Origin of the sequence: Pseudomonas fontis (assembly GCF_028656955.1) — a bacterium.
In the GTDB taxonomy this organism is placed as follows: domain Bacteria; phylum Pseudomonadota; class Gammaproteobacteria; order Pseudomonadales; family Pseudomonadaceae; genus Aquipseudomonas; species Aquipseudomonas fontis.
In genome coordinates this window covers 34386-54061 of sequence record NZ_JAMDGY010000098.1, presented here as the reverse complement: position 1 = coordinate 54061, position 19676 = coordinate 34386, and the positions used below count along the sequence as shown (strand labels likewise).

The 19676-nt window shown below is 65.0% G+C and carries 13 protein-coding genes; 4 read left to right on the top strand and 9 right to left on the bottom strand.

Annotated features, from left to right (window positions below):
• Positions 1–49: 49 nt before the first annotated feature.
• The 3 genes from M5G11_RS23960 to M5G11_RS23950 all read right to left on the bottom strand — a co-directional run bounded on the left by M5G11_RS23960 (position 50) and on the right by M5G11_RS23950 (position 3368).
• Entirely contained in the window at positions 50–1720 is a 1671-nt protein-coding gene (locus tag M5G11_RS23960; protein WP_273913859.1) for a ShlB/FhaC/HecB family hemolysin secretion/activation protein, read from the bottom strand.
• A gap of 104 nt (positions 1721–1824) precedes the next feature.
• On the bottom strand, positions 1825–3012 hold the full coding sequence (locus M5G11_RS23955) for a collagen-like triple helix repeat-containing protein (protein WP_273913858.1): 1188 nt from the start codon (positions 3010–3012) through the stop codon (positions 1825–1827).
• Positions 2898–3368 (bottom strand): hypothetical protein, encoded by a 471-nt coding sequence (locus tag M5G11_RS23950; protein WP_273913857.1) that lies wholly within the window; start codon positions 3366–3368, stop codon positions 2898–2900. Before M5G11_RS23950 ends, M5G11_RS23955 begins: the two co-directional genes overlap by 115 nt.
• Before the next feature lie 410 nt (positions 3369–3778).
• Here M5G11_RS23950 and M5G11_RS23945 point away from each other — a divergent pair, with 410 nt between their 5' ends.
• A complete protein-coding gene (locus tag M5G11_RS23945) occupies positions 3779–4228 on the top strand; it encodes a DMT family transporter (protein WP_273913856.1) in 450 nt (149 codons plus the stop codon).
• A gap of 9 nt (positions 4229–4237) precedes the next feature.
• On the opposite strand, the gene pbpC is transcribed toward M5G11_RS23945, so the two are convergent.
• Positions 4238–6568, bottom strand: coding sequence for a peptidoglycan glycosyltransferase PbpC (gene pbpC / locus M5G11_RS23940; protein ID WP_273913855.1), 2331 nt, complete (start codon positions 6566–6568; stop codon positions 4238–4240).
• An 89-nt stretch (positions 6569–6657) separates the two neighbouring features.
• Between pbpC and M5G11_RS23935 the strand changes: the two genes are divergently transcribed.
• The gene (locus tag M5G11_RS23935; protein WP_273913854.1) at positions 6658–6951 is read left to right on the top strand and encodes a hypothetical protein; all 294 of its coding nucleotides are present in this window, start codon (positions 6658–6660) and stop codon (positions 6949–6951) included.
• Between the two features lie 89 nt (positions 6952–7040).
• On the opposite strand, the gene M5G11_RS23930 is transcribed toward M5G11_RS23935, so the two are convergent.
• Positions 7041–11936, bottom strand: coding sequence for an alpha-2-macroglobulin family protein (locus M5G11_RS23930; protein WP_273913853.1), 4896 nt, complete (start codon positions 11934–11936; stop codon positions 7041–7043).
• Between the two features lie 147 nt (positions 11937–12083).
• On the opposite strand from M5G11_RS23930, the gene M5G11_RS23925 reads away from it, so the two are divergent.
• The gene (locus M5G11_RS23925; RefSeq protein WP_273913852.1) at positions 12084–13421 is read left to right on the top strand and encodes an MATE family efflux transporter; all 1338 of its coding nucleotides are present in this window, start codon (positions 12084–12086) and stop codon (positions 13419–13421) included.
• Positions 13422–13512: 91 nt separating this feature from the next.
• Here the strand turns inward: M5G11_RS23925 and speA are convergent, their stop codons facing one another.
• The 4 genes from speA to M5G11_RS23905 form a co-directional block, all read right to left on the bottom strand.
• Positions 13513–15426: an arginine decarboxylase gene (gene speA, locus M5G11_RS23920; protein WP_273913851.1), complete on the bottom strand. Its 1914-nt coding sequence runs from the start codon at positions 15424–15426 to the stop codon at positions 13513–13515.
• Between the two features lie 151 nt (positions 15427–15577).
• The gene (locus M5G11_RS23915; protein WP_273913850.1) at positions 15578–15949 is read right to left on the bottom strand and encodes a translation initiation factor Sui1; all 372 of its coding nucleotides are present in this window, start codon (positions 15947–15949) and stop codon (positions 15578–15580) included.
• A 194-nt stretch (positions 15950–16143) separates the two neighbouring features.
• Positions 16144–16680 (bottom strand): NUDIX hydrolase, encoded by a 537-nt coding sequence (locus tag M5G11_RS23910; RefSeq protein WP_273913849.1) that lies wholly within the window; start codon positions 16678–16680, stop codon positions 16144–16146.
• On the bottom strand, positions 16680–17750 hold the full coding sequence (locus M5G11_RS23905) for a DUF2333 family protein (RefSeq protein ID WP_273913848.1): 1071 nt from the start codon (positions 17748–17750) through the stop codon (positions 16680–16682). Before M5G11_RS23905 ends, M5G11_RS23910 begins: the two co-directional genes overlap by 1 nt.
• A 280-nt stretch (positions 17751–18030) precedes the next feature.
• On the opposite strand from M5G11_RS23905, the gene M5G11_RS23900 reads away from it, so the two are divergent.
• Complete coding sequence (locus M5G11_RS23900; protein WP_273913847.1) at positions 18031–19647, top strand: response regulator; 1617 nt, start codon at positions 18031–18033, stop codon at positions 19645–19647.
• The last annotated feature ends 29 nt before the right edge of the window (positions 19648–19676 follow it).

Genomic DNA, 19676 nt, shown 5'->3' with positions numbered 1-19676 from the left:
CGGTGCGCGACAGTTGCTCCCGCAGAGTCGGTGAATTCCCACGATGCTTTCAAAGTTGATAACTGAAACTCACGGTAAACCGCGGCCGCCGGTTGAAGCTGTCCAGGGCGATGTCCGACATCGGCTTGGCCGCCTCCAGCGAGATGTTGTAATACCGCGCATCACCAAAACGCAGCCCCAACGCCAACGACGACATGCGTGAGTCACGCACCTCCAGCTCATTGAACCAGGCCCGCGCCGCATCCAGCACCGCATAAGGTTGCAGCACCTTCAACCACTGGCCATCGCGTTTGAAGCTGTAGTTCAGCTCATACGCCGCGCCCCAGCCCTTGTCGCCAGAGGCCTGGTCATCCGGGTAACCGCGGCCGAAGTTCTGCCCGCCAAACACCGCGCGCTCGCTGTCGGGCAGGTTGTCGCCACTCCAGTACGCCGCCGCCGACACCACGCCCTGCCAGCTTTCCAGGTAACGGTCGCTCTGTACGCCAGACAAGCGCAGGCGCAGGAAATCGAGGTCATAACCAACATTGGTGTTGGCCCCAAAATGGTCCAGCCCCTGGTACACCCCGCCACTGATGATGCGCAGCTGGCGCTCGGTCGACTTGCGCCAGTCCCCCTCGAACGCCAACGCACGCACATCGGTATCAGTGCTGACTTTCAACGGGAAACCCACCACCCGGTACTCGGTGCTGTCGTTCACCGCGTAGAAGCGCGCCGCCACGGTCAGCGCCTCGGTTGGCGAGGCGATCAAGGCCTGGCTCAGGCCAATCGAGTAGCGGTCGTTTTCGCGGTGCTGCTTGAGGTTGATGTCGTTGGTCAGGCGCACCAGTGCACTCGGGTTGCTGCGGTATTTGGACGCCGACAGGTTCAGTTGCGTGCCTTCGGCATCAAGGTTCTGCGAGTAGTCAAGACGGTAGTAATGCTCATCGTCATCCCCCGGCGGCACCAGCGCACTGAAGCTCAACTGCTCGGCAAACGCGGTCTGCGCGTTGCTGTTCAAGCCGATCAGCGCCTGGGTCTGCTCGCGGCTGCCATCGACCAGGTTCAGGGTGCTGGTGAACGGCTTGCGCGACGCCTGGGCGATGAGTTTCGCCGCGCCATCGGTGGTCCCCGGTGGCGGCACCTGGGCCTGCAAGGTCAGGCCCGGCACACGGCTCATCAAGGTGGTGTAGCGCTCGAAGGTCTTGCGCGTAAGCGGGCGCTCGGCCTTGAGCTTGCTGACCAGCTTGTCCAGGTACGCCGAGACGCGCCCGACATCGCCCTGCAATTCGTAATCGCGAATATAGCCCTCGACCAACACCACCCGCAGGCGCCCTTCGGCAAAGTCCTGGGGGGGCAGGAAGGCGTAGGACAGCAGGTAACCGTCCTTCTGGTAGCGCTGGGTCAGGCGACGCGTCGCATCGATCAACTCGGCCAGGGTGACCTCACGCTCCAGCAGGCCCTGGTAGTTGTCGCGCAGGTCGCTCAGGGGGTACACCGTGCCACCCTCGATGCGCACTTTGCGGATCACCACCTTGGTGCCCATCAGCAGTTGCTGGCTGGGAGCGGCGGCCGGGGTGGGCAATTGCAACTGGGGGGTGCTGGGGCGAAAGGCGTCGGCCGGGAGGTTCGGCGCCGGCAAATTACGTTCGGTTTCGTTGCTGTTGAGGTAGCTCGGCAGAGGCTCGGCATGGAGCCCGCCCACGCAGGACAGACCCAATAACGCGACGGCCATCGATCGCATAGGACACTCCCTGATCCTGAAAAGTACGAGGGAACCAAGGCGGTTCCCTCGTCAGACTCAAGCGTAGGTGTTGCCCGTAAAATCGTCTAACCAATGATGGCTTTTTACTTCTTGTTGCCCAGCAAGCCGCCTTGCAGGCCACCTTGCAGCCCGTTGAGCAGACCGCCGTTGCCACCCGCCTGGCCACCACCGGTGAGCGCGCTGCCCACCTGGTTGACCACTCCGCCCACCGCCGTCACGGCGCCGCCGACCTGATCCACTACCGGGTTGCTGGTCGCTGCCGCCACCTGCGAGCCCAGGCCGCTGACCGCGCCACCAACATTGCTGACCAGGTTGTTGACCGGTGCCGCCAGGCCAGTGGACGTGGTGATGTTCTGGGTCAGGCTGGCCACGTTGTTCACCACAGGTGTCACCGCGGTGCTGATGTTGGTCGTCAGGGCTGCCGTGGGGGCTGCTGCTGTGGCACTGGCGACACCATTGCCACCGAGTACCGGCCCGAGCGAGGCAACGGTGGTACCGACTTTGCCCACGGCCGCACCCACCGTATCCACCAGCGCATTGTTGCTGCCGCCTGCCAGGCCACTGCCAACGCCGACCACGGCGCCGCCGACGTTCTCCAACAAGCCGGCCGTTGGCTTCGTCGGCGTACCGGTGCTGGTACTGGCCAAGCCACCCGCCGTGTTGACCGCAGTGCCCACATCGCTGACCACACTGCCCACGGCAGTAGTCAGCGGGTTGCCGTTACCGGCCGCGGTGACTTTGTCACCCAGGCTCGTCACCGTGCCGCCAACCTTGTCCAGCAGCCCGTTGACCGGGCCACTCAGGCCGGTAGAGCTGCCCGCTTTGCCGGTGGTGCTTTCGACCATCGACACGATGTTCACCACCTGATTGCTCAGCTGTTGATTGAGGTTGCCCAGCGGGCCGCTGGTGCTGTTGGTGCTCAGGGTGTCACCGAGCATGGTCACGGTTTCGCCGACCTTGCCCAGCACACCGCCGACCACCGGGATCTGCTCGATGGTCGAGCTGCCGGCAAGGCCCTGCACGCCACCACCGATACTCGATACGCCCTTGCCTACACCCGCCAGCGTGGTGCCGATGGCATTGCCACCGGTGCCTATCTGGCCGACCCCGCCACTGATGCCGCCGCCGATATCGCTGACAGCGGTGCCGACCGATGTCACCAGGCCGCCTGCGCCGGTGCCGCCAATGACCGGCAGGCTGCCGACCACGGTACCGATACTGCCGACGCCAGTGCCCAGGCTGCTGACTGCATCACCGACCTGGTTAACCACTTGCCCAACGACCAGGGGCGTCGGGGTCGGGTTGGTCGTGCCGCCACCGGTGCCACCGCCGCCGGTGCCGCCGCCGGTACCTCCAGTTCCACCCGTGCCGCCTGTGCCGCCTGTTCCGCCGCCCGTACCACCTGTGCCACCCGTGCCACCGCCCGTGCCACCAGTACCACCGGTTCCGCCTGTACCACCACCGGCCAGGCCACCATCACCGCCACCCGTGCCACCGGTGCCGCCTGTTCCTCCGCCTGTTCCTCCACCAGTCCCACCTGTGCCGCCGGCAGTACCGCCATCAGTACCGCCTGTGCCACCACCGGCAGTACCACCATCAGTGCCCGCTGCCGGTGCTGCCGACTCATCGACACTGCTGTGGTGCCCGCCGCCACCGCTGCTGCACCCTGCCAGCCCCATTGCCACTACCAGGGCCAGTACCGAACTTGCTTTACACCACGCTTGAGTTTTCATTATTGGCGACTCCTTGTTGCTACCACTGCCGCTGCTCGTAGTAGGCGCAAGGCATCGGCATCGCCGGCACCTCCACGTCCGTTGCAGCCATCTCAGCGCGCGGGTGCACAGCCAACAATTCTGAGCTTGGTATTAACCCCTTCTATACTTTGGAAGCTGTCGATTTAGTGGCGTCGTTTCAATGACTTGCTCTCAACGACAAGGCGCAATGATGGCCACTGCGCCTAGGTATTAATGCCATTTGAGAGGCCATTGCCGCCCACTGCCGGTATACTCCGCGCCCCTTTTTTCCCTGGAGATGCTCATGCCTGCCCCTGCCTGGTGGCTGCTCTGCCTGCCCTTCGTCGCTGGCGCCTTCCTGCCCTTGCAGGCCGGTATCAACGGCCAGTTGGCCAAACAGGTATCCAGCGTGCTGGCCGCCGCGCTGATTTCCTTCGCGGTGGGCACCCTGGCCTTGCTGATCCTGATGTTGGTGCAGCGCGAAGTGCCGAGCCTCAACGCCCTCAAGGGCCTGACCTGGTGGCACTGGTGCGGCGGCCTGCTCGGTGCGTTTTTCATCACCGTGGCGGCCTTTGCCGGCCCGCGCATCGGCGCGCTACTGTTCATGGCGCTGGTGCTGGCCGGGCAACTGGCGATGGCCCTGACCCTCGACCATTTCGGCTGGGCAGGCTTTCGCGAAGTGCCGGCGAGCCTGGGCAAGATCGCCGGGCTGGTGCTGATTCTGGGTGGAGTGTGGATGATCCGGCGCTACTGAAGCGCCGGTTCACTCGTTGACCTGAAACTCGACCCGCGCCGTCTGCCCGCTGGCGTCCAGCACGCTGAGCTCATAGTGCCCGACCGACTCGAAACGGGTCGCCAGGCTGCCTTGGCCCTGGGTCTCGCCCACGGGCGCACCGTTGAGGAACCACCAACGCTGGCCACTCCCGCCCAGCGCCGAGACGTCCAGGCGCAGCGGCTCGTGGCTGGTGGTCGGGCGGCGCAGCTGGTCACCGCCACGGATGCCGACAATCGATAGCGGCGGCGCCGTTGCCGGCACCTGTGGCGGGCAGCTTGGCTCGATGGCCGGCAAGCGTGCCTCGCGGCGCTCGACGCGGGGTAGCCAGGGCTCCAGCGGCGCCGGCCACAAGGCGATGTCCCGGGCCTGCGCGCCCGCGCAACTGGCGTCTACCCGCCGCCCTTCACCATTCACCCAGACCTTTTCCAGCAAGCCCATGCCCAGCGGTTGATCCTGCGCAAGCAGGGTCGGCGGCGTGGTGTTGTCCAGGGTCCAGGCGAAGCGCTGGCGCCGGCAGTTCGGGTCTTGGCGGCTCATGGGCTGGCCCAGCGGCCAGCAGATCGCCGCCACCCCGACATTGGCCGGCACCGCCGGGATCGGCGTGGTGATCCCGCGCTGGCTGTCACGGTTGCTCAGCACATCGTGCACTTGCAGCATCAACGGCGCCGCCGAGGCCAGGCCGAACTGGCCGGGCACCGGGGTGCCATCGGGGCGGCCGATCCAGATGCCGATCAGGTAGCGCGGCCCCACGCCAATCGACCAGGCATCACGAAAGCCGTAGCTGGTGCCGGTCTTCCAGGCCAGTTGCGGGCGTTGCACCAGTTCGGCGTGCGGGTCACGGTCCGGGCGCGCTTGCCCGCTGAGAATGCGCCGGATGATCCACGCCGAACCCGGCGACAGCAGGCGACGCTCGAGCAACGGTGCATCGGGTTGCAGGCGGATGGTCGCGCTCATGCCTTCGCGGGCGAACGCACTGTAGCCGCTGACCAGGTCTTCCAGGCGACTGCCACCGCCACCCAGGATCAGCGACAGGTTCGGCTCGGCCAGCGCCGGCAGGCTCAAGGGCACCCCGCCGCTGCGCATCTGCGCGGCGAAACGTTTTGGCCCGTAGGCTTCCAGCAGTTGAACGGCCGGCAGGTTCAGCGACAGCGCCAGCGCTGAACTCGCCGCGACCGGCCCGCTGAAACCCTGGGAGAAATTGCCGGGGCGATAATCGCCGTAGCGCCGGGGCACGTCCTGCAACAACGACTCGGAATGGATCAGCCCTTCGTCCATCGCCATGGCATAGAGAAACGGCTTGAGTGTCGAGCCGGGCGAACGCAGCGCGCTGACCATGTCGACATGGCCGAAGCGGCGCTCATCGTTCAGGTCCACAGAACCGAGGTAGGCGCGTACCGCCATGCTCTGCGACTCGACCACCAGAATCGCTGCCGAGGTGCGTTCCGGCAGGCGCGCGCGCCAGCCCATCAACAGGTCTTCGAGGCGCCGCTGCAAGGCGGCATCGAGGGTGGTGCGAATCAGCGGCGGGCTGTCTGCCCGGTTCAGCCGGCGCGCCAGCAAGGGTGCCAGCGCTGGCTCCTGACGCGGCGCAAGCAACAGCGGCTCCTCCTGCGCTTCAGCGATCCGTTGTAACGGCCACACGGCGTATTCGCCCAGGCGTTGCAACACCTTGTCGCGCGCGGCCCGCGCACGTTGCGGGTGACGATCCGGACGCAGCCGGCTGGGAGCTTGCGGCAGCACGGCGAGCAACGCGGCTTCCGACGGCGTGAGTTGCAGGGGCGACTTGCCCAGGTACGCCCAACTGGCAGCTGCCACCCCTTGCAGGGTGCCGCCAAAGGGCGCGCGGTTGAGGTAAAGCTCGAGGATCTCGCGCTTGGACAGGTGCCATTCCAGCTGCGCCGTGCGCCACAGCTGGCGCAGCTTGCCGGGCAAGGTACGCGCGTGCGGATCGAGCAGTCGCGCCACCTGCATCGACAAGGTGCTGCCGCCGGAGAGCACGCGCCCACCGCTGAGGTTCTGCCAAGTTGCGCGCAGCAATGCCAGCGGGTTCACCCCGGGGTGCTGGTAGAACCAGCGGTCTTCATAGGTGAGCAAAGCTTCGAGGTAGTACGGCGAGACTTGCTCGACGCTGATCGGGTAGCGCCACACGCCTTCGGCATCGGCGAAGCGCCACAGTGGCGTGCCGTCTTCGGCGAGCACCACGCGGGCGAGGTCGTCGGCGGGCATCGGCAATGGCCACAGGCGGTCGGCCAGCCAGAGGATGGCGCACAGCGCCACGACGCCGAGCAACACCTTGCGCCAGCGGGCTAAGCTGAGCATCAGGCGCGGCCCGGGGAACTGAGCGGGCCCGATAATGGCCAAAGGCTGGAGTGCGGTGGGTTCACCGTGTTGATCATCAGGAAGCGACTATGCATGTAGAAGGTTTTTTCGAGTGGCTGGGCCAGGCGCTGGGCGCACTGATTCGCTTTGTGGTCGATGGCCTGAGCGGGCTGTTCAACGGGCTGACCCATGCCGGCGGCAATTTCATCGATGGCCTGGCGCGCACGTTGGGCATGGATACGTCGTTGATCAGCATCCTGATCCTGGTGATTGGCCTGATGCTGCTGTATTCGGCGATCCGCGCGTTCATGCGGGCTTCGGTGGTGCTTGGGGTCATCTGGCTGCTGCTGGGGTTGTGGGTGCTGAGTCTGGTGGTGCACTGAAGAGCATCGCGGGACCAGCCCGCTCCCACAGAACAGCATCACACTGACCTGTGGGAGCGGGCTCGCCCCGCGATGAGGCCTGAAGCCAATCAACGTCCCTTGATCACCATCTCCCCCGGTGAATCCCCCAACGCCTGCCAGTTCGGCCGGTACATCGACTCCACTTGCGGCGGCGGCACGCGGTAGGTGCCCGGTGTCACCGCCCGCGCCAGGTACAGCAGGTGCGTGGTGCCATAGCCATCCAGGTTCAACGCTGCCACATAGCGGTCATCCCTGAACTCCTGATGCACCACGTTGGCGTTCTGCATCGCCTCGCGCCATTGCTTCACAGCGCTGCTGGCGTTGTCCAGGCTGGCCGCGCTCTGCGCCAGGTTCTGGTTCTCCAGCTCCAGCCCCGCCGGCAACAGGTCAACCACCAGGGCATCCGGCACCCGCTCCTTGGCGCTCACGGCCAGGTGCACCAGCACCAGGTCACCACTGTTCAAGGCCTTCAGGTCCAGCGCCTGGCCATTCATGCCGAGGAAGTCCCGGCGAATGGTCATGTTGTTGCCCGCCGCCAGCGGCGCCTCGCGCGGGTACCCGGACAAGGTCAGTTGCTGATACAACACCTGCTCCCCGGCGTTTTGCACGGTCAGCGGCGACGCCAGCAACGGCCCCTCCAGCTTGAGCCCGGATTCGCTCGGGTTCAGCTCGCGCACTTCACCGGCACTGTCCAAACGCGCCGTCCACTGCCCTTCCTGCTGCTTGAGCAAACCGCGACCAGCGAGGAACAGCGCGTTGCGCTCCTGGGTCGACAGCCACTGGCTCGCCGCCATGCGGTCGGACAGTTCGAACAGACGGTCCTGCACCTGGTTCGCCGCCAGGTTGTTCTCTTCCAGCAAGGCCAGGATCAACGCCTGATCTCGCACCGGGCTGCCGTAGTCGGCCAGCCAGTCGTTGCTGGTGCGGGTCACCGCCAAGCCGGCCTGCAACGCCTGCTCGGAGCGCGGCTTGTCGCCCATCTTGTCCAGCGCGATGGCCAGTTGCACCAGCGGCAAGCCGGAACGTGCATCGGCACGTCGCTCGAACAGGCTGCGCAATGCACCCAACGGCGCCTGCTGACTGCGCGCCAGCACCAGCGCGGCATAAGCCTGCACGGCAAAGCGGCTGTGTTCGGCGTTCTGGCTGTAGTTCACCTCGATCAGGTTGCGCTCCTGCAGGTAGCGCAGCAGCCGCTCGCTGGCTTTCTTCAGCGCCTCGGGCGGCACCGCGTAACCTTGATCGCGGGCACGCAGCAGGAAGTCGGTGACGTAGGCGGTCAGCCAGTACTCTTCCTCGCCATCTGAACTCCACAGGCCAAAGCTGCCGTTGTAGCGCTGCATGCCCAGCAGGTGCTCGATGCCCATCTCGATCTTGCGCTGACGCACCTGGCTCGGTTCACCCTTGATGCCCAGGCGCTTGAGCGTGGCCTCGTCGGCATACAACGACGGATAGAGGCCGCTGGTGGTCTGCTCCAGGCAACCATAGGGGTAGGCTTCCAGCGCGCGGATCTGCTCGGCCAGGTTCAGTGGCGGACGGCTGGACACCGACAGCATGGCCTCAAGCCCCGCCGGTTCGAACGCCGCCAGGTCCTGCGCCGGCAGGGTCCATGGCTGGTCACGCAATGCCACGCGGTAATGCTTGAGTTGCGCCGGGTACGCCGGGCGGATGCCCAGGGTCCAGTCCCGCGCAAAGGCCATGGCCGGCTCACCGGGCAAGTCCAGCCCTTGCACCTTGACCAGCACCTTGCCCTGGCCAAAGCCGCCTTCGGCCTGCACCGGAATGCGCAAGGTCACGCGCTGGCCTTCCTTCAGGCTCACGCTTTGCTCGCTCGCGCCGGTCAGGCTCAGTTGGCCTTCGGTGCTCAGGCTGACAGCAAGTTTCTGCGCCTTGCCTGACAAGTTCGCCAGGTCCAGCGCCAGGGTCGTGCGGTCGCCACCGGCCAGGAAGCGTGGCGCCGACAGCTCGGCAATCAGCGGCGCCGCCACCACCGTCTTGCCTTCGGCGACGCCGAAGTGGTCCGCGGTCCAGGCCTGGGCCATCAGGCGCAGTTCGCCATTGAAGTCGGGGATCTCGACCGTCGCCTGGCCTTCGCCCTGCTCATCCAGGGTTACCGGTGCGCTTTGCAGGGCAACGATGGTCACGCTGGTATCCGGGCGCTTGCCGCCCTTGGCCATGCCCGCGTCACCACCAAAGGCCAGGCTGGCCAGGCGACCCTGGCCGGCTTCGATCAGTTGTCCATAGATATCCAGCTGGTCGGCGCCGTAGGCCTTGCGGCCGAACATGCCGGTGAACGGGTCCGGGGTGAGGTATTCGGTAATGTTGAGGATGCCCACATCGACCGCTGCCAGCAGCACCTGCACCTGCTTGGGCACGCTGCCGTCGGCATTGCGCGCCGAGACCTTGACCGTCAACGGCTGTTTGGGGCGCATCTTCTCCGGGGCATTCAGGGTGACCGCCAGCTTGCGCTGGGCGCGGTCCAGCGGCAGGTGCAGCACACCCACCGCGCGTTTTGGCGTGACATTGGCCTTGCGCTCACCGGGGCGAATCACCAGGGCGCTGACGTACAGGTCATGCCGCGCCCATTTCGGGTCGAGCTTGATGTCGAAGGCCTTGCCTTCGACCGGCACGTCGATTTCCTGCCACCACAGCGGGCCGTCGCCGCCCTCGATCATCAGGTAGCCCTTGCCGGCGGCCGGCGGGGTGACGGTGATGGTCGCGGTATCGCCATCGGCATAGGCCGGCTTGTTCAGCGCCAGCTTCACCTGGTCGGGACGCACGGCGCCGCCGTCGGCGTTGTCCTGGGCGCGATAGCCGGCCCAGAAACGCAGGCTGCTGATCACCCCGGTCTGCGGGTCTTCGACCTCGACGCGGTACGGGCCCCACTCCACCGGGAAGCTGAGCTTGGCAGTGCTGCCGGCCTTGACGCTGAGGGTCTGCTCGCTCTGGGTCAGGAACTTCTCGTTGAAGTTGTAGCTCCAGCCGTCGCTGGCCGAGTAGTTCCAGTAGTAGTCGCGGCGCTCCTGTACCAGGCGCACCTTGAGGTCGTCGGCCGCGAGCTTGTTGCCGTCGCGGTCGGCGACCAGGAACTCGATTTCCACCGGCCCATCGCCGTCGGTTTCTTCACCGTCGAACAGACCGCGCAGGCCCGGCAGGCGCTCGGCCGGCCAGATCGGTTGTTCCAGGCGCCGGGTGATCGGCCGCCCGCCGGACTCCTGCAAGCTTGCCTGCACAGTCAGCTCCAGCGGCGAGCGCGCTTCGGCCCATTTGCTTTCGATACTCAGGGTGGCATCGCCCTCGGCATCGAGGGTGGTTTCATCCAGTTCGAAGTCCTGGGTCAGTTCCTGCTCGGTCACCGAGCCGAACTGATACCCCGGCAAAGCCGGCACCGCTTCGCGCAGCGGACGCAGGTAAACCTGCCCGCTCAAGCGATTGCCCGCTGCCGGTGCGCCATATAAGTAGCGGCCGTTGACGCTGATTTCAGCCGTTTCATCCGGGCTCAGCGGGGCGTCGCTGCCCTTGAGTTCCAGGGCCATGCGCTCGGGCAGGAAGTCTTCGACGAGGAACTCGTGGATCTGCCGCTTGCCGCCGCCCAGGTCGAGAATCAGCTGCCAGCGTCCGGTCGGTGCTTCGCTGGCGAGTTGCAGTTGGTATTGATAGAGGCCATTGGCGTCGGCCTCCCAGACAAACTTGCGGCTGACCTGCTCGTCCGGCCGGCGCACTTCCACGGTGACCGGCTGGGCGTTCACCGGCTTGCCGTCCTGATCGCGCAGCAGGCCATTGAGCAGCACGGTTTCCCCCGGGCGATACAAGTCGCGCGGGCCGAACACGAAGAACTGCAACGGGTTGGCCTGGGGGCCGGTAATGCTGAATTCGGAGAGGTCCAGCGCCGCCGTGTTCAAGCGCAGCAAGGTGGTGTGCGGGCCTTGATGAGCGAGCAGCACATCGGCCTTGGGTGGCAGCGGCAATTGGGCGTGGCCGGCGCTGTCGGTCTTGCCCTGGGCAAGCAGCTTGCCGTTGCCGTCGAGCAGTTCTAGGTTCACCGCATCCAGGGCCTTGCCGCCTTCCAGTGCCTGGGTGAAGACATCCAGGCGGTCGCTGTAGCGGTGCGCGGAAATGCCGATGTCGCTGAGGGTGAACAGCGTCGCCGGCTGGGAATAGTTGTAGGTGCCCGAGGCACGCATCACCGCCAGGTACACCCCCGGCTCTTGCAGCGGCTTGATCCCGGCAATCGGCAGCAGCAGGGTTTCGCGGGTATTGCGCGCCGGGTTCAGGTCGAAGCGCCCGGCATACACCAGGTCAGCCATCGGCAGCAGATCGTGGGACTCGTAGTACTGCAAGGCAGTGGTACGCCCCCAATGGCCGAGGAAGGCCGGCAGCGACTCGGACTTGATCCGGAAGAATTCGACATCGACCTTGTCGACGTTCAGCGCAATCACCGGCAGGCCTTCGGCCAGGCGCGTGGGCAGCAGCGAACCGCGGCTGGCAAAGCCGATGCTCGGCTCCATGTCGCGGGTTTCCAGGCGGCTGACGTACTCGGCAGCCAGGCGCTTGCCGTTGACGCTGGTGAGGCCGGCATCCACCGTCAACACCAGTTTGCGCTGCGGCTCGAGGTGGCGCAGGCGCAGCTCCATCTGGTTGTCGGAGAGCTCCCAGGCGCCGTCCACCTTGCCCTTGGTGGTGTCAACCAGGTGCAGGCGGTCGGCAAACGGCTGCTGCGCATCGAGCGGCGCCGAGAAGCTCACCGACAGCGCGCTGGCGCCATCCACCTGGACTTCGGAAACATCCACCACGCTCAGCTCACGCCCGGCGTAACGCTGCGCCAGGGTGGCGGCATCTACCTTGGCCTTGGGCGGCGCGACGGCGGCCGTCTCGCTCGGCGCCGGGGCCGGTTTGTCCACGGACGACGAGTCGCAGGCGCTGAGCAGCGCCAGCGCGCAGGCCAGCCACAATCCTTTGTTGAGCATGGGGGTAACTCTTTTGGCAGCAGGGTCTAGGGGAAGAACTATATATCAAGCGCGGCACCTTCACCGGCCGGCGCGCCAGCGGTGAGACCCCGTTCACCGGATTTGTTGCCGCAACGGGTTACACTGCCGGCCCTCAAGGAGCCCTGCATGTCCCGACTGCTAGCCGACTGGCGTGACCGCCCGACCCACTACAAGGTCTGGGGTTTGGCCGCGCCGATGATTCTTTCCAATGTCTCCGTGCCGATGGTGGCGCTGGTCGACAGCGCAGTGATCGGCCATCTGCCGCATGCCCACCAGCTCGGCGCGGTGGCGGTGGGCGGCAGCCTGTACACCTTGCTGGTGGCGGTGCTGGGCTTCCTGCGCATGGGCTCCACCGGGTTTGCCGCACAGGCCGCCGGGCGCAGCGATGGCGCGGCGTTGCGCCAGGTGCTGGTGCAGGGCTTGCTGCTGGCGCTGCTGTTTGCCTTGTTGCTGGGCGTGCTGGCCCTGCCCTTCAGCCATCTGGCGCTGGGCCTGATGAACCCGAGCGCGGCGCTGGAGCAGAGCACCCGGGACTTCTTCCAGATCCGCCTGCTCGGTTTGCCGGCGGCGCTGGCCACCTATGCACTGGTCGGCTGGTTCCTGGGCACGCAGAACGCGCGGGCGCCGTTGATGATCCTGCTGGCCACCAATGTGCTGAACATCATCCTCAACCTGTGGTTCGTGCTGGGCCTGGACTGGGGAGTGATGGGCTCGGCACGGGCATCGGTGATTGCCGAGTGGTCAGCAGCGCTACTGGGGCTGGCGATGACCCGACCGTCATTGCGGGCGTACCCGGGCAAGATCGCCTGGGCCTTACTGGCCCAGTGGCAGAGCTGGCGGCCGTTGTTGAGCGTGAACCGCGACATCTTCATTCGCAGCCTGGCGTTGCAGGGGGTGTTCTTCCTGATCACCGTGCAGGGTGCGCGGATGGGTGAGGCGACGGTGGCGGCCAATGCACTGCTGCTCAATGGCTTGCTGCTGACCGCGTATGCGCTGGATGGCTTGGCGCATGCGGTGGAGGCGCTGTGCGGGCATGCGATTGGTGCGGGGGATCGGCAGGCGTTGCGGCGTTCGTTGACGGTGGCCTGTGGCTGGTCGTTGCTCGCCAGTGTCGGCTTTGCGTTGCTGTTCCTGCTGGGCGGGCACTGGTTTATCCAGTTGCAGACGGATATCCCGAGCGTGCGTGAGACGGCGTTCGTGTACTTGCCGTACCTGGCGCTGCTGCCGTTGATTGCGGTGTGGAGTTATCTGCTCGATGGGTTGTTCATCGGTGCGACGCGGGCGCGGGAGATGCGCAACGGGATGCTGGTGAGCGTGGCGATTGCCTTGCCGTTCGCCTGGTTGGCCAGCGGGTTGGGCAACCATGGATTGTGGTTGGCATTCCTGCTGTTCATGGCGCTGCGGGGGGTGACGCTGGGGGTGATGGGCTGGCGTTTGCAGCGGAGTGATGGGTGGTTTGCGTAGGCCTCCAGGGCCTCATCGCGGGACCAGCCCGCTCCCACAATGGAACTGTGTAGGCAGTACCTGTGGGAGCGGGCTGGCCCCGCGATAGCAATTACGAGGACAAGTACGAAGAGCGCGTCAGCCCCAGGCGCAAGGCATCCAGGTACTGCGTGCGCTCACGCGCGGTGATCTTCGCGCTGGCTACCTTGTCACGGTAGTGCGTCATCAGCTCTTCGGGCGACAAGTGCACATAACGCAGCATGTCCTCGATGGTGTCGTGGGTCTCGATCCCGGCGTGATACACCGAACCATTCGGGTTCTGGTAGATGTTCACCGAGTCGGTATCACCGAACAGGTTGTGCATGTCACCCAGGATTTCCTGGTAAGCGCCCACCAGGAAGATCCCCAGCAAGTAGTCCTCACCCTCGTTGATGCCATGCACCGGCAAGCTGGTCTCGATGCTCTGCTCGTCCACATACTGGTTGATCTTGCCGTCGGAGTCGCAGGTCAGATCCTGCAGCACCGCACGACGCATCGGCTCTTCGTCCAGGCGATGCAACGGCAGAATCGGCAGCACCTGGCCAATCGCCCAGGTGTCCGGCAGGCTCTGGAACACCGAGAAATTGCAGATGTACTTGTCGGCCAGCTTGTCGTTCAGTTCATCAAGCACCTGGCGGTGCGAACGCTGACGCGCCTTCAGCGAGTTGTGCAGGCGACGGCATACGGCAAAGTAGCACTGCTCGGCCAGGGCTTTTTCGGCCAGGGTGATCTTGCCATCGGCATACTGCGCCGCCACATCGCTCATGTAGTGCGTGGCACGCCAGTAGGTCTCGGTGACCATCTCGATATCGGTCGGGCCCAACAGGTCGGCCAGCCACTGCACGGTCTCGGGCAGGCTTTCCTTGTTCTCGATTGCCGGCACTTCGTCGTTGTGCTTCTCGACGTCAGTCACCTGCACCACCAGCATGGCGTGGTGGGCCGTCAGCGCACGACCGCTCTCGGAGAAGATGTGCGGATGCGGCAGGCCCTGCGCGTCGCAGAACTCCTTGAGCATGCCGACCACGACACCGGCGTAATCGTCCATGTCGTAGTTGATCGAGCTGGCGTTGCGCGAGTGGGTACCGTCGTAGTCCACACCCAGGCCGCCACCGACGTCGATATGGTCAACCGGCAGGCCCAGGGCGCGCAGCTCGCCGTAGTAACGGATGGCTTCCTTGAAGCCGTGCTGGTAGTCAGCCAGGTTGGCGATCTGCGAACCCATGTGGAAGTGCAGCAGGCGAATGCCCTGGTCCAGGCCGGCCGCGCGGAAGCGCTCGACCACCGAGATCAGTTGCGCCGCCGACAAGCCGAACTTGGACTTCTCGCCACCGGTGTCGGCCCACTTGCTCGATGCCAGCGACGACAGGCGCACGCGCAGGCCGATCTGAGGCTTGACCTTGAGCTCGGCGGCCTCTTCGATCACCAGCGCCACTTCCGACTCTTTCTCGATGACGATGAACACGTTGTGGCCAAGCTTCTGGCCCATCAGCGCCAGGCGGATGAACTCGCGGTCCTTGTAGCCGTTGCAGACGATGGTGCCGCCCTTCGGCGCCAACGCCAGCACCGCCAGCAGCTCGGGCTTGGAGCCGGCTTCCAGGCCGATGGAAACGTTCTGGGTGGCGATGATGTTCTCGACCACCGCTTCCTGCTGGTTGACCTTGATCGGGTACAGCGCGGTGTACACGTTCTGGTATTCCAGGCGTGCGATGTTGGCGTCGAACGCACCGGTCAGCTGACGCACGCGGTCTTGCAGGATGTCCGGGAAGCGAACCAGCAGCGGCAGCGACAGGCCGCTCTTGCGCAGCTCGTCAACCTGTTCGAACAGGTCGATCGGTGCACTGGCCGGGCCGTTCGGGCGCACTTCGACGCGCCCGGCTTCATTGATCGCGAAATAGCCCGCGCCCCAATGGCGAATCCCATAAACACTGCGGCTGTCCGCCACGGTCCATTGGCTGCCATCGTCTTTGCGTGTGCGTCGTACGGACATCTAAGTCCCCTATAAAGAATTCAAGAACACCCGGCCAAGCGGATTGGCCCAGTGTAAAAAATGAAAGTGACGATTTCCCCTTGTGAAGGCATAGACCTTTTTCTCGGGAACGAGTTTAGAAAGCACCGGGCGAAAATGCGCGGGCAGGCCATCAGCCGCCGGATTTTTTCGCCTTGAAACCCTGTTTGGTCAGTTCGCCGATCAGCAACTCGACGTGATCGCCCTGGATCTCGATGACCCCGTCTTTCAACGCGCCACCCGTACCGCAACGCTTCTTCAGCGTGGCAGCCAGATCCTTGAGCTGTTCCAGGGCCAGCGGGACACCGCTGACAGTGGTCACCGTCTTGCCGCCACGGCCTTTGCTTTCACGGCGCACACGGGCGATGCCATCCCCTTCAGGGATGAGCGTTTGCTTGCAGATGCAGGCATCGATGGGTTTGCTGCAATCCGGGCAATGCCGGCCTGCATCGGTGGAGAACACCAAGCCGCCGAGGGCGGCAAAAGATGCGGCTTTTTTGGCCACTTTTGATCCTCTACGTTGAGGACAAAAACTGGTCGACGCCCCTGGCAGGGTACCGACCGCGAAGCCCCACTCTGGCAGGGGCAGCGCACCTGCCGCAAACAAGCTGTGGCAGGGTAAAAAGGTCGCGCAGTGTAACGACAAATGCGCCGGATGCTAAGTACAAAACTGCGCCATTTTGCACAGTTTTAGCGACGTCAGGCCCGACGGTCGACGAAGCGGTTCAGCGCAGCCAGCGAGTCCGGGCAATAGGCGATGCGCAGGCTCTCCTCCAGGGCCGTTGCCAGGGGCACGAACCGGGCCTGGCTGACCTCTTCGGGTTGCAGGCGCAAAGGCCCGTCCCAGACGGCCGAGAACACCGCGCACCAGAGGCGGTTGCCGGGCTGGTCGAAGAAAAACCGCTCGTGAAAACTCAGCGGCACGCCGCTCACGCCCAGCTCTTCCTCCAGCTCGCGCGCGGCAGACTGTTCATAGCTTTCCTGCGCCGCGACCATGCCCCCGGCGGCGACATCCCAGTAACCGGGGTAGATCGCCTTGCTCAGGGTACGTTGGTGTACGCACAGCTCGCCGGCACTGTTGAACAGCAGGATGTAGGTGCCGCGCCCGATCAGGCCCTGCTCGCGCAGCTCGATCCGGGGCTTGGCCCCGAGCAGGGTGTCCTGCTCATCGACCCAGGCGATCAGTTCGGCGTCAGAGGCCGCGCGGTGCGCGACCTCGGCTTGGCTGATGAGCATCAGCCTTGCGACAGCAGCTGGCGCAGGTCGATCACTGCGGCGTTGGCGCGGGAAATATAGTTGGCCATGACCAGCGAGTGGTTGGCCCAGATGCCGAAGCCGCTGCCGTTGAGCACCATCGGGCTCCACAGGGGCTCTTGCGAGGCCTCCAGCTCACGGATGATCTGGCGCACGCTGACCGTGGCGTTCTTCTTCGCCAGCACGTCGGCAAAGTCGACCTCGATGGCGCGCAGCAGGTGCGACAGCGCCCAGGCCTGGCCACGGGCTTCGTAGAACACGTTGTCGATCTGCAGCCACGGGGTTTCGACCACTTCCTCGTCAACCTGCGGGGCCTGGCCCGGCACCACGCTTTCGGTCTTCAGGTTGCTGTTGAGCTTGACCCGGCCGACGCTCGCCGACAGGCGCTGCGACAGCGAGCCCAGGCGGGTGGCAACGTCACCCAGCCAGTTGTTGAGGTTGTCGGCCCGGGTATAGAACAGCGCACCCTGCTGTTCCGGGGAGGCCAGGCGCTTCTGGTAGCGGGTCAGCGAGTTGATGCCTTCCTGGTACTCGGACTCGCTCGACGGCAGGATCCAGCTCTTGTTGTCGAAGTTGAAACGCGGCTCGGCCTTGGCCAGATCGGCGTCTTCGGCAGACTGCGACTGCGAACGGGCAAAGTCTTTACGCAGGGCACGGCTCAGGTCACGCACCTGTACCAGCACGCCGTATTCCCAGCTGGGCATGTTGTCCATCCACAAGCCAGGCGGGAAGCGGTCGTTGGAGATATAGCCACCGGGCTTGTTGAGCAGGGTGCCGACCACGGTCTTGAGGGTTTCGACGGTGGTGTAGCCCACCACCATCTGCTGGCCATTGCGCTCGGCGGCAGCCTGGGCGTTCTGCTGGACCGGGAACAACGCCGGCTCTTCGCTCCAGTACCAACCCAGGCCGATGGTCACCACCAGGTACAGGCCGATCAGGGCACCCAGCGAACGGCTCAGCAAGCCGCCGAAGTAGCTGCGCGTGGCAGCACCACGGGTGTCGACCCGTTCGCGCGTTTCGGCTTTGCCTGTACGGTTTTTCCAGTCCAGCATGGCGTTGTCCTTTCTGTCAGGTCGTGTCCAGGGTTCGACCGCAAGCCCCGGTCATGGTGCCGGCCGATCACCCGGCATTCATGGCAGACGCGCCACGCCGGGGACGGCATGAGTGCCTGCACTATAAATCAAGCGCACAGATTCGCATAAACGACTGGCAGGTCACGAACTGAATTCGGTAGCAAAGCACTTAATTGATGCAAGACACTCGATTGCCAGGAAAGTGGTGCTAGCATAGAGCCATCACTCGAATGCCTCACCCCTAATAAGTAGTCAGGACATGACCGAGCTAGAAGACCCGAATCGTGAGCGCCTCAAGCAACACTTTGCCCAGCGGGTCATCCACCAGGCTCGGCAAATCCTCGAAATTTGGCAACGTTTGCAGCGTAGCGAGTGGTCCAACGGCGACCTCGGCGAGCTGTGCGAAGCCAATTTGCGCCTGCAACGCTATGCCGAGCGCTTCGATCAGCCTGAACACAGCCAGTTGGCCAAGGCCATCGGCCAGACCCTGGAAGCGGTCGAGGCCAACAGTGCGCGCCTGAGCAGCCAACTGATCAGCGAACTCAACCGCCTGATGCAGCGCCTGTCACGCACCGGCCTGCGCCAGGGCGACCAGCTTGAGCAGGTGCCACTGCCGCCGCTGCGCAAACCCATCTATGTCATGTTGCAGGACCACGAGCGCGCCGAGCGCCTGGCCAAGCAACTGGAGTTCTTCGGCCTGGGCGTCGAGCCGCTCTACAGCGCCGCCGAATTCGAAGCCTCGATGAGCGAGCGGTTGCCTTCGACGATTGTCATGGACGTCGACTTTGGCGGCCCGGGCCTGGGCCTGAAACTCGCCGAGCAGGCCCAGCAGGGGCTGGAGCAGCGCTTGCCGCTGCTGTTCTTCAGCCTCCACGAAACCGACACGCCAACCCGCCTTGCCGCCGTGCGCGCGGGTGGCCAGGAGTTCCTCACCGGCACCCTGGAGGCCTCGAGCCTTCTGGAGAAGGTCGAGCTGCTGACCAGCGTCACCCAGTACGAACCGTTCAAGGTGCTGATCATCGACGACTCGCGGGCCCAGGCCCTGCACACCGAGCGCCTGCTGAACAATGCCGGGATCGTCACCCGCACCCTGATCGACCCGATCCAGACCATGGCGGAGCTGGCCGACTTCCAGCCCGACCTGATCATCCTCGACATGTACATGCCGGCTTGCACCGGCACCGAGCTGGCCAAGGTGATCCGCCACAACGATCGCTATGTCAGCGTGCCGATCATCTATCTCTCGGCCGAAGACGACCTGGACAAGCAGCTCGACGCCATGAGCGAGGGCGGCGACGACTTCCTGACCAAGCCGATCCGTTCGCGGCACCTGATCACCACCGTGCGCAACCGGGCGGCGCGCGCGCGCAACCTCAAGGCGCGGATGGTCCGCGACAGCCTGACCGGGCTGTACAACCACACGCACATCCTGCAATTGCTTGAAGACTGCAGCTTCCGCGCGCGCCGCGAGGAGCGCCCGCTGAGCTTTGCCATGCTCGACATCGACCACTTCAAGAAGGTCAACGACAGCCACGGCCACCCCATGGGTGACCGGGTGATCAAGAGCCTGGCGCTGTTCCTCAAGCAGCGCCTGCGCAAGACCGACTACATTGGCCGCTATGGCGGTGAAGAGTTCGCCATTGTCATGCCGAACACCGACGTGCAATCAGCGCACAAGGTGCTCGACGAGATTCGCCGGCGCTTTGCCGAGATCCACTACCCGGCCCAGCCGCGCGACCTGTCGTGCACCTTCAGCGCCGGCGTGGTGGAGCTGAGCGACGGCCTCGACGCCCTGAGCATGGCCACCGCCGCCGACGAAGCGCTGTACCTGGCCAAGGGCGCCGGGCGCAACCGCGTGCAGCGGGTTGAGGCGTAAAAATACCGGCCATGTGCCACTTTTTTCTC

Bases quoted from the DNA above. Each gene is read 5' to 3' on its own strand.
- M5G11_RS23950 (WP_273913857.1), bottom strand. From the start codon at position 3,368: ATGAGTCGGCAGCACCGGCAGCGGGCACTGATGGTGGTACTGCCGGTG.
- M5G11_RS23925 (WP_273913852.1), top strand. From the start codon at position 12,084: ATGTCCCGACTGCTAGCCGACTGGCGTGACCGCCCGACCCACTACAAG.
- M5G11_RS23935 (WP_273913854.1), top strand. From the start codon at position 6,658: ATGCATGTAGAAGGTTTTTTCGAGTGGCTGGGCCAGGCGCTGGGCGCA.
- M5G11_RS23930 (WP_273913853.1), bottom strand. From the start codon at position 11,936: ATGCTCAACAAAGGATTGTGGCTGGCCTGCGCGCTGGCGCTGCTCAGC.
- pbpC (WP_273913855.1), bottom strand. From the start codon at position 6,568: ATGCTCAGCTTAGCCCGCTGGCGCAAGGTGTTGCTCGGCGTCGTGGCG.
- speA (WP_273913851.1), bottom strand. From the start codon at position 15,426: ATGTCCGTACGACGCACACGCAAAGACGATGGCAGCCAATGGACCGTG.
- M5G11_RS23905 (WP_273913848.1), bottom strand. From the start codon at position 17,750: ATGCTGGACTGGAAAAACCGTACAGGCAAAGCCGAAACGCGCGAACGG.
- M5G11_RS23900 (WP_273913847.1), top strand. From the start codon at position 18,031: ATGACCGAGCTAGAAGACCCGAATCGTGAGCGCCTCAAGCAACACTTT.
- M5G11_RS23960 (WP_273913859.1), bottom strand. From the start codon at position 1,720: ATGCGATCGATGGCCGTCGCGTTATTGGGTCTGTCCTGCGTGGGCGGG.
- M5G11_RS23910 (WP_273913849.1), bottom strand. From the start codon at position 16,680: ATGCTCATCAGCCAAGCCGAGGTCGCGCACCGCGCGGCCTCTGACGCC.
- M5G11_RS23945 (WP_273913856.1), top strand. From the start codon at position 3,779: ATGCCTGCCCCTGCCTGGTGGCTGCTCTGCCTGCCCTTCGTCGCTGGC.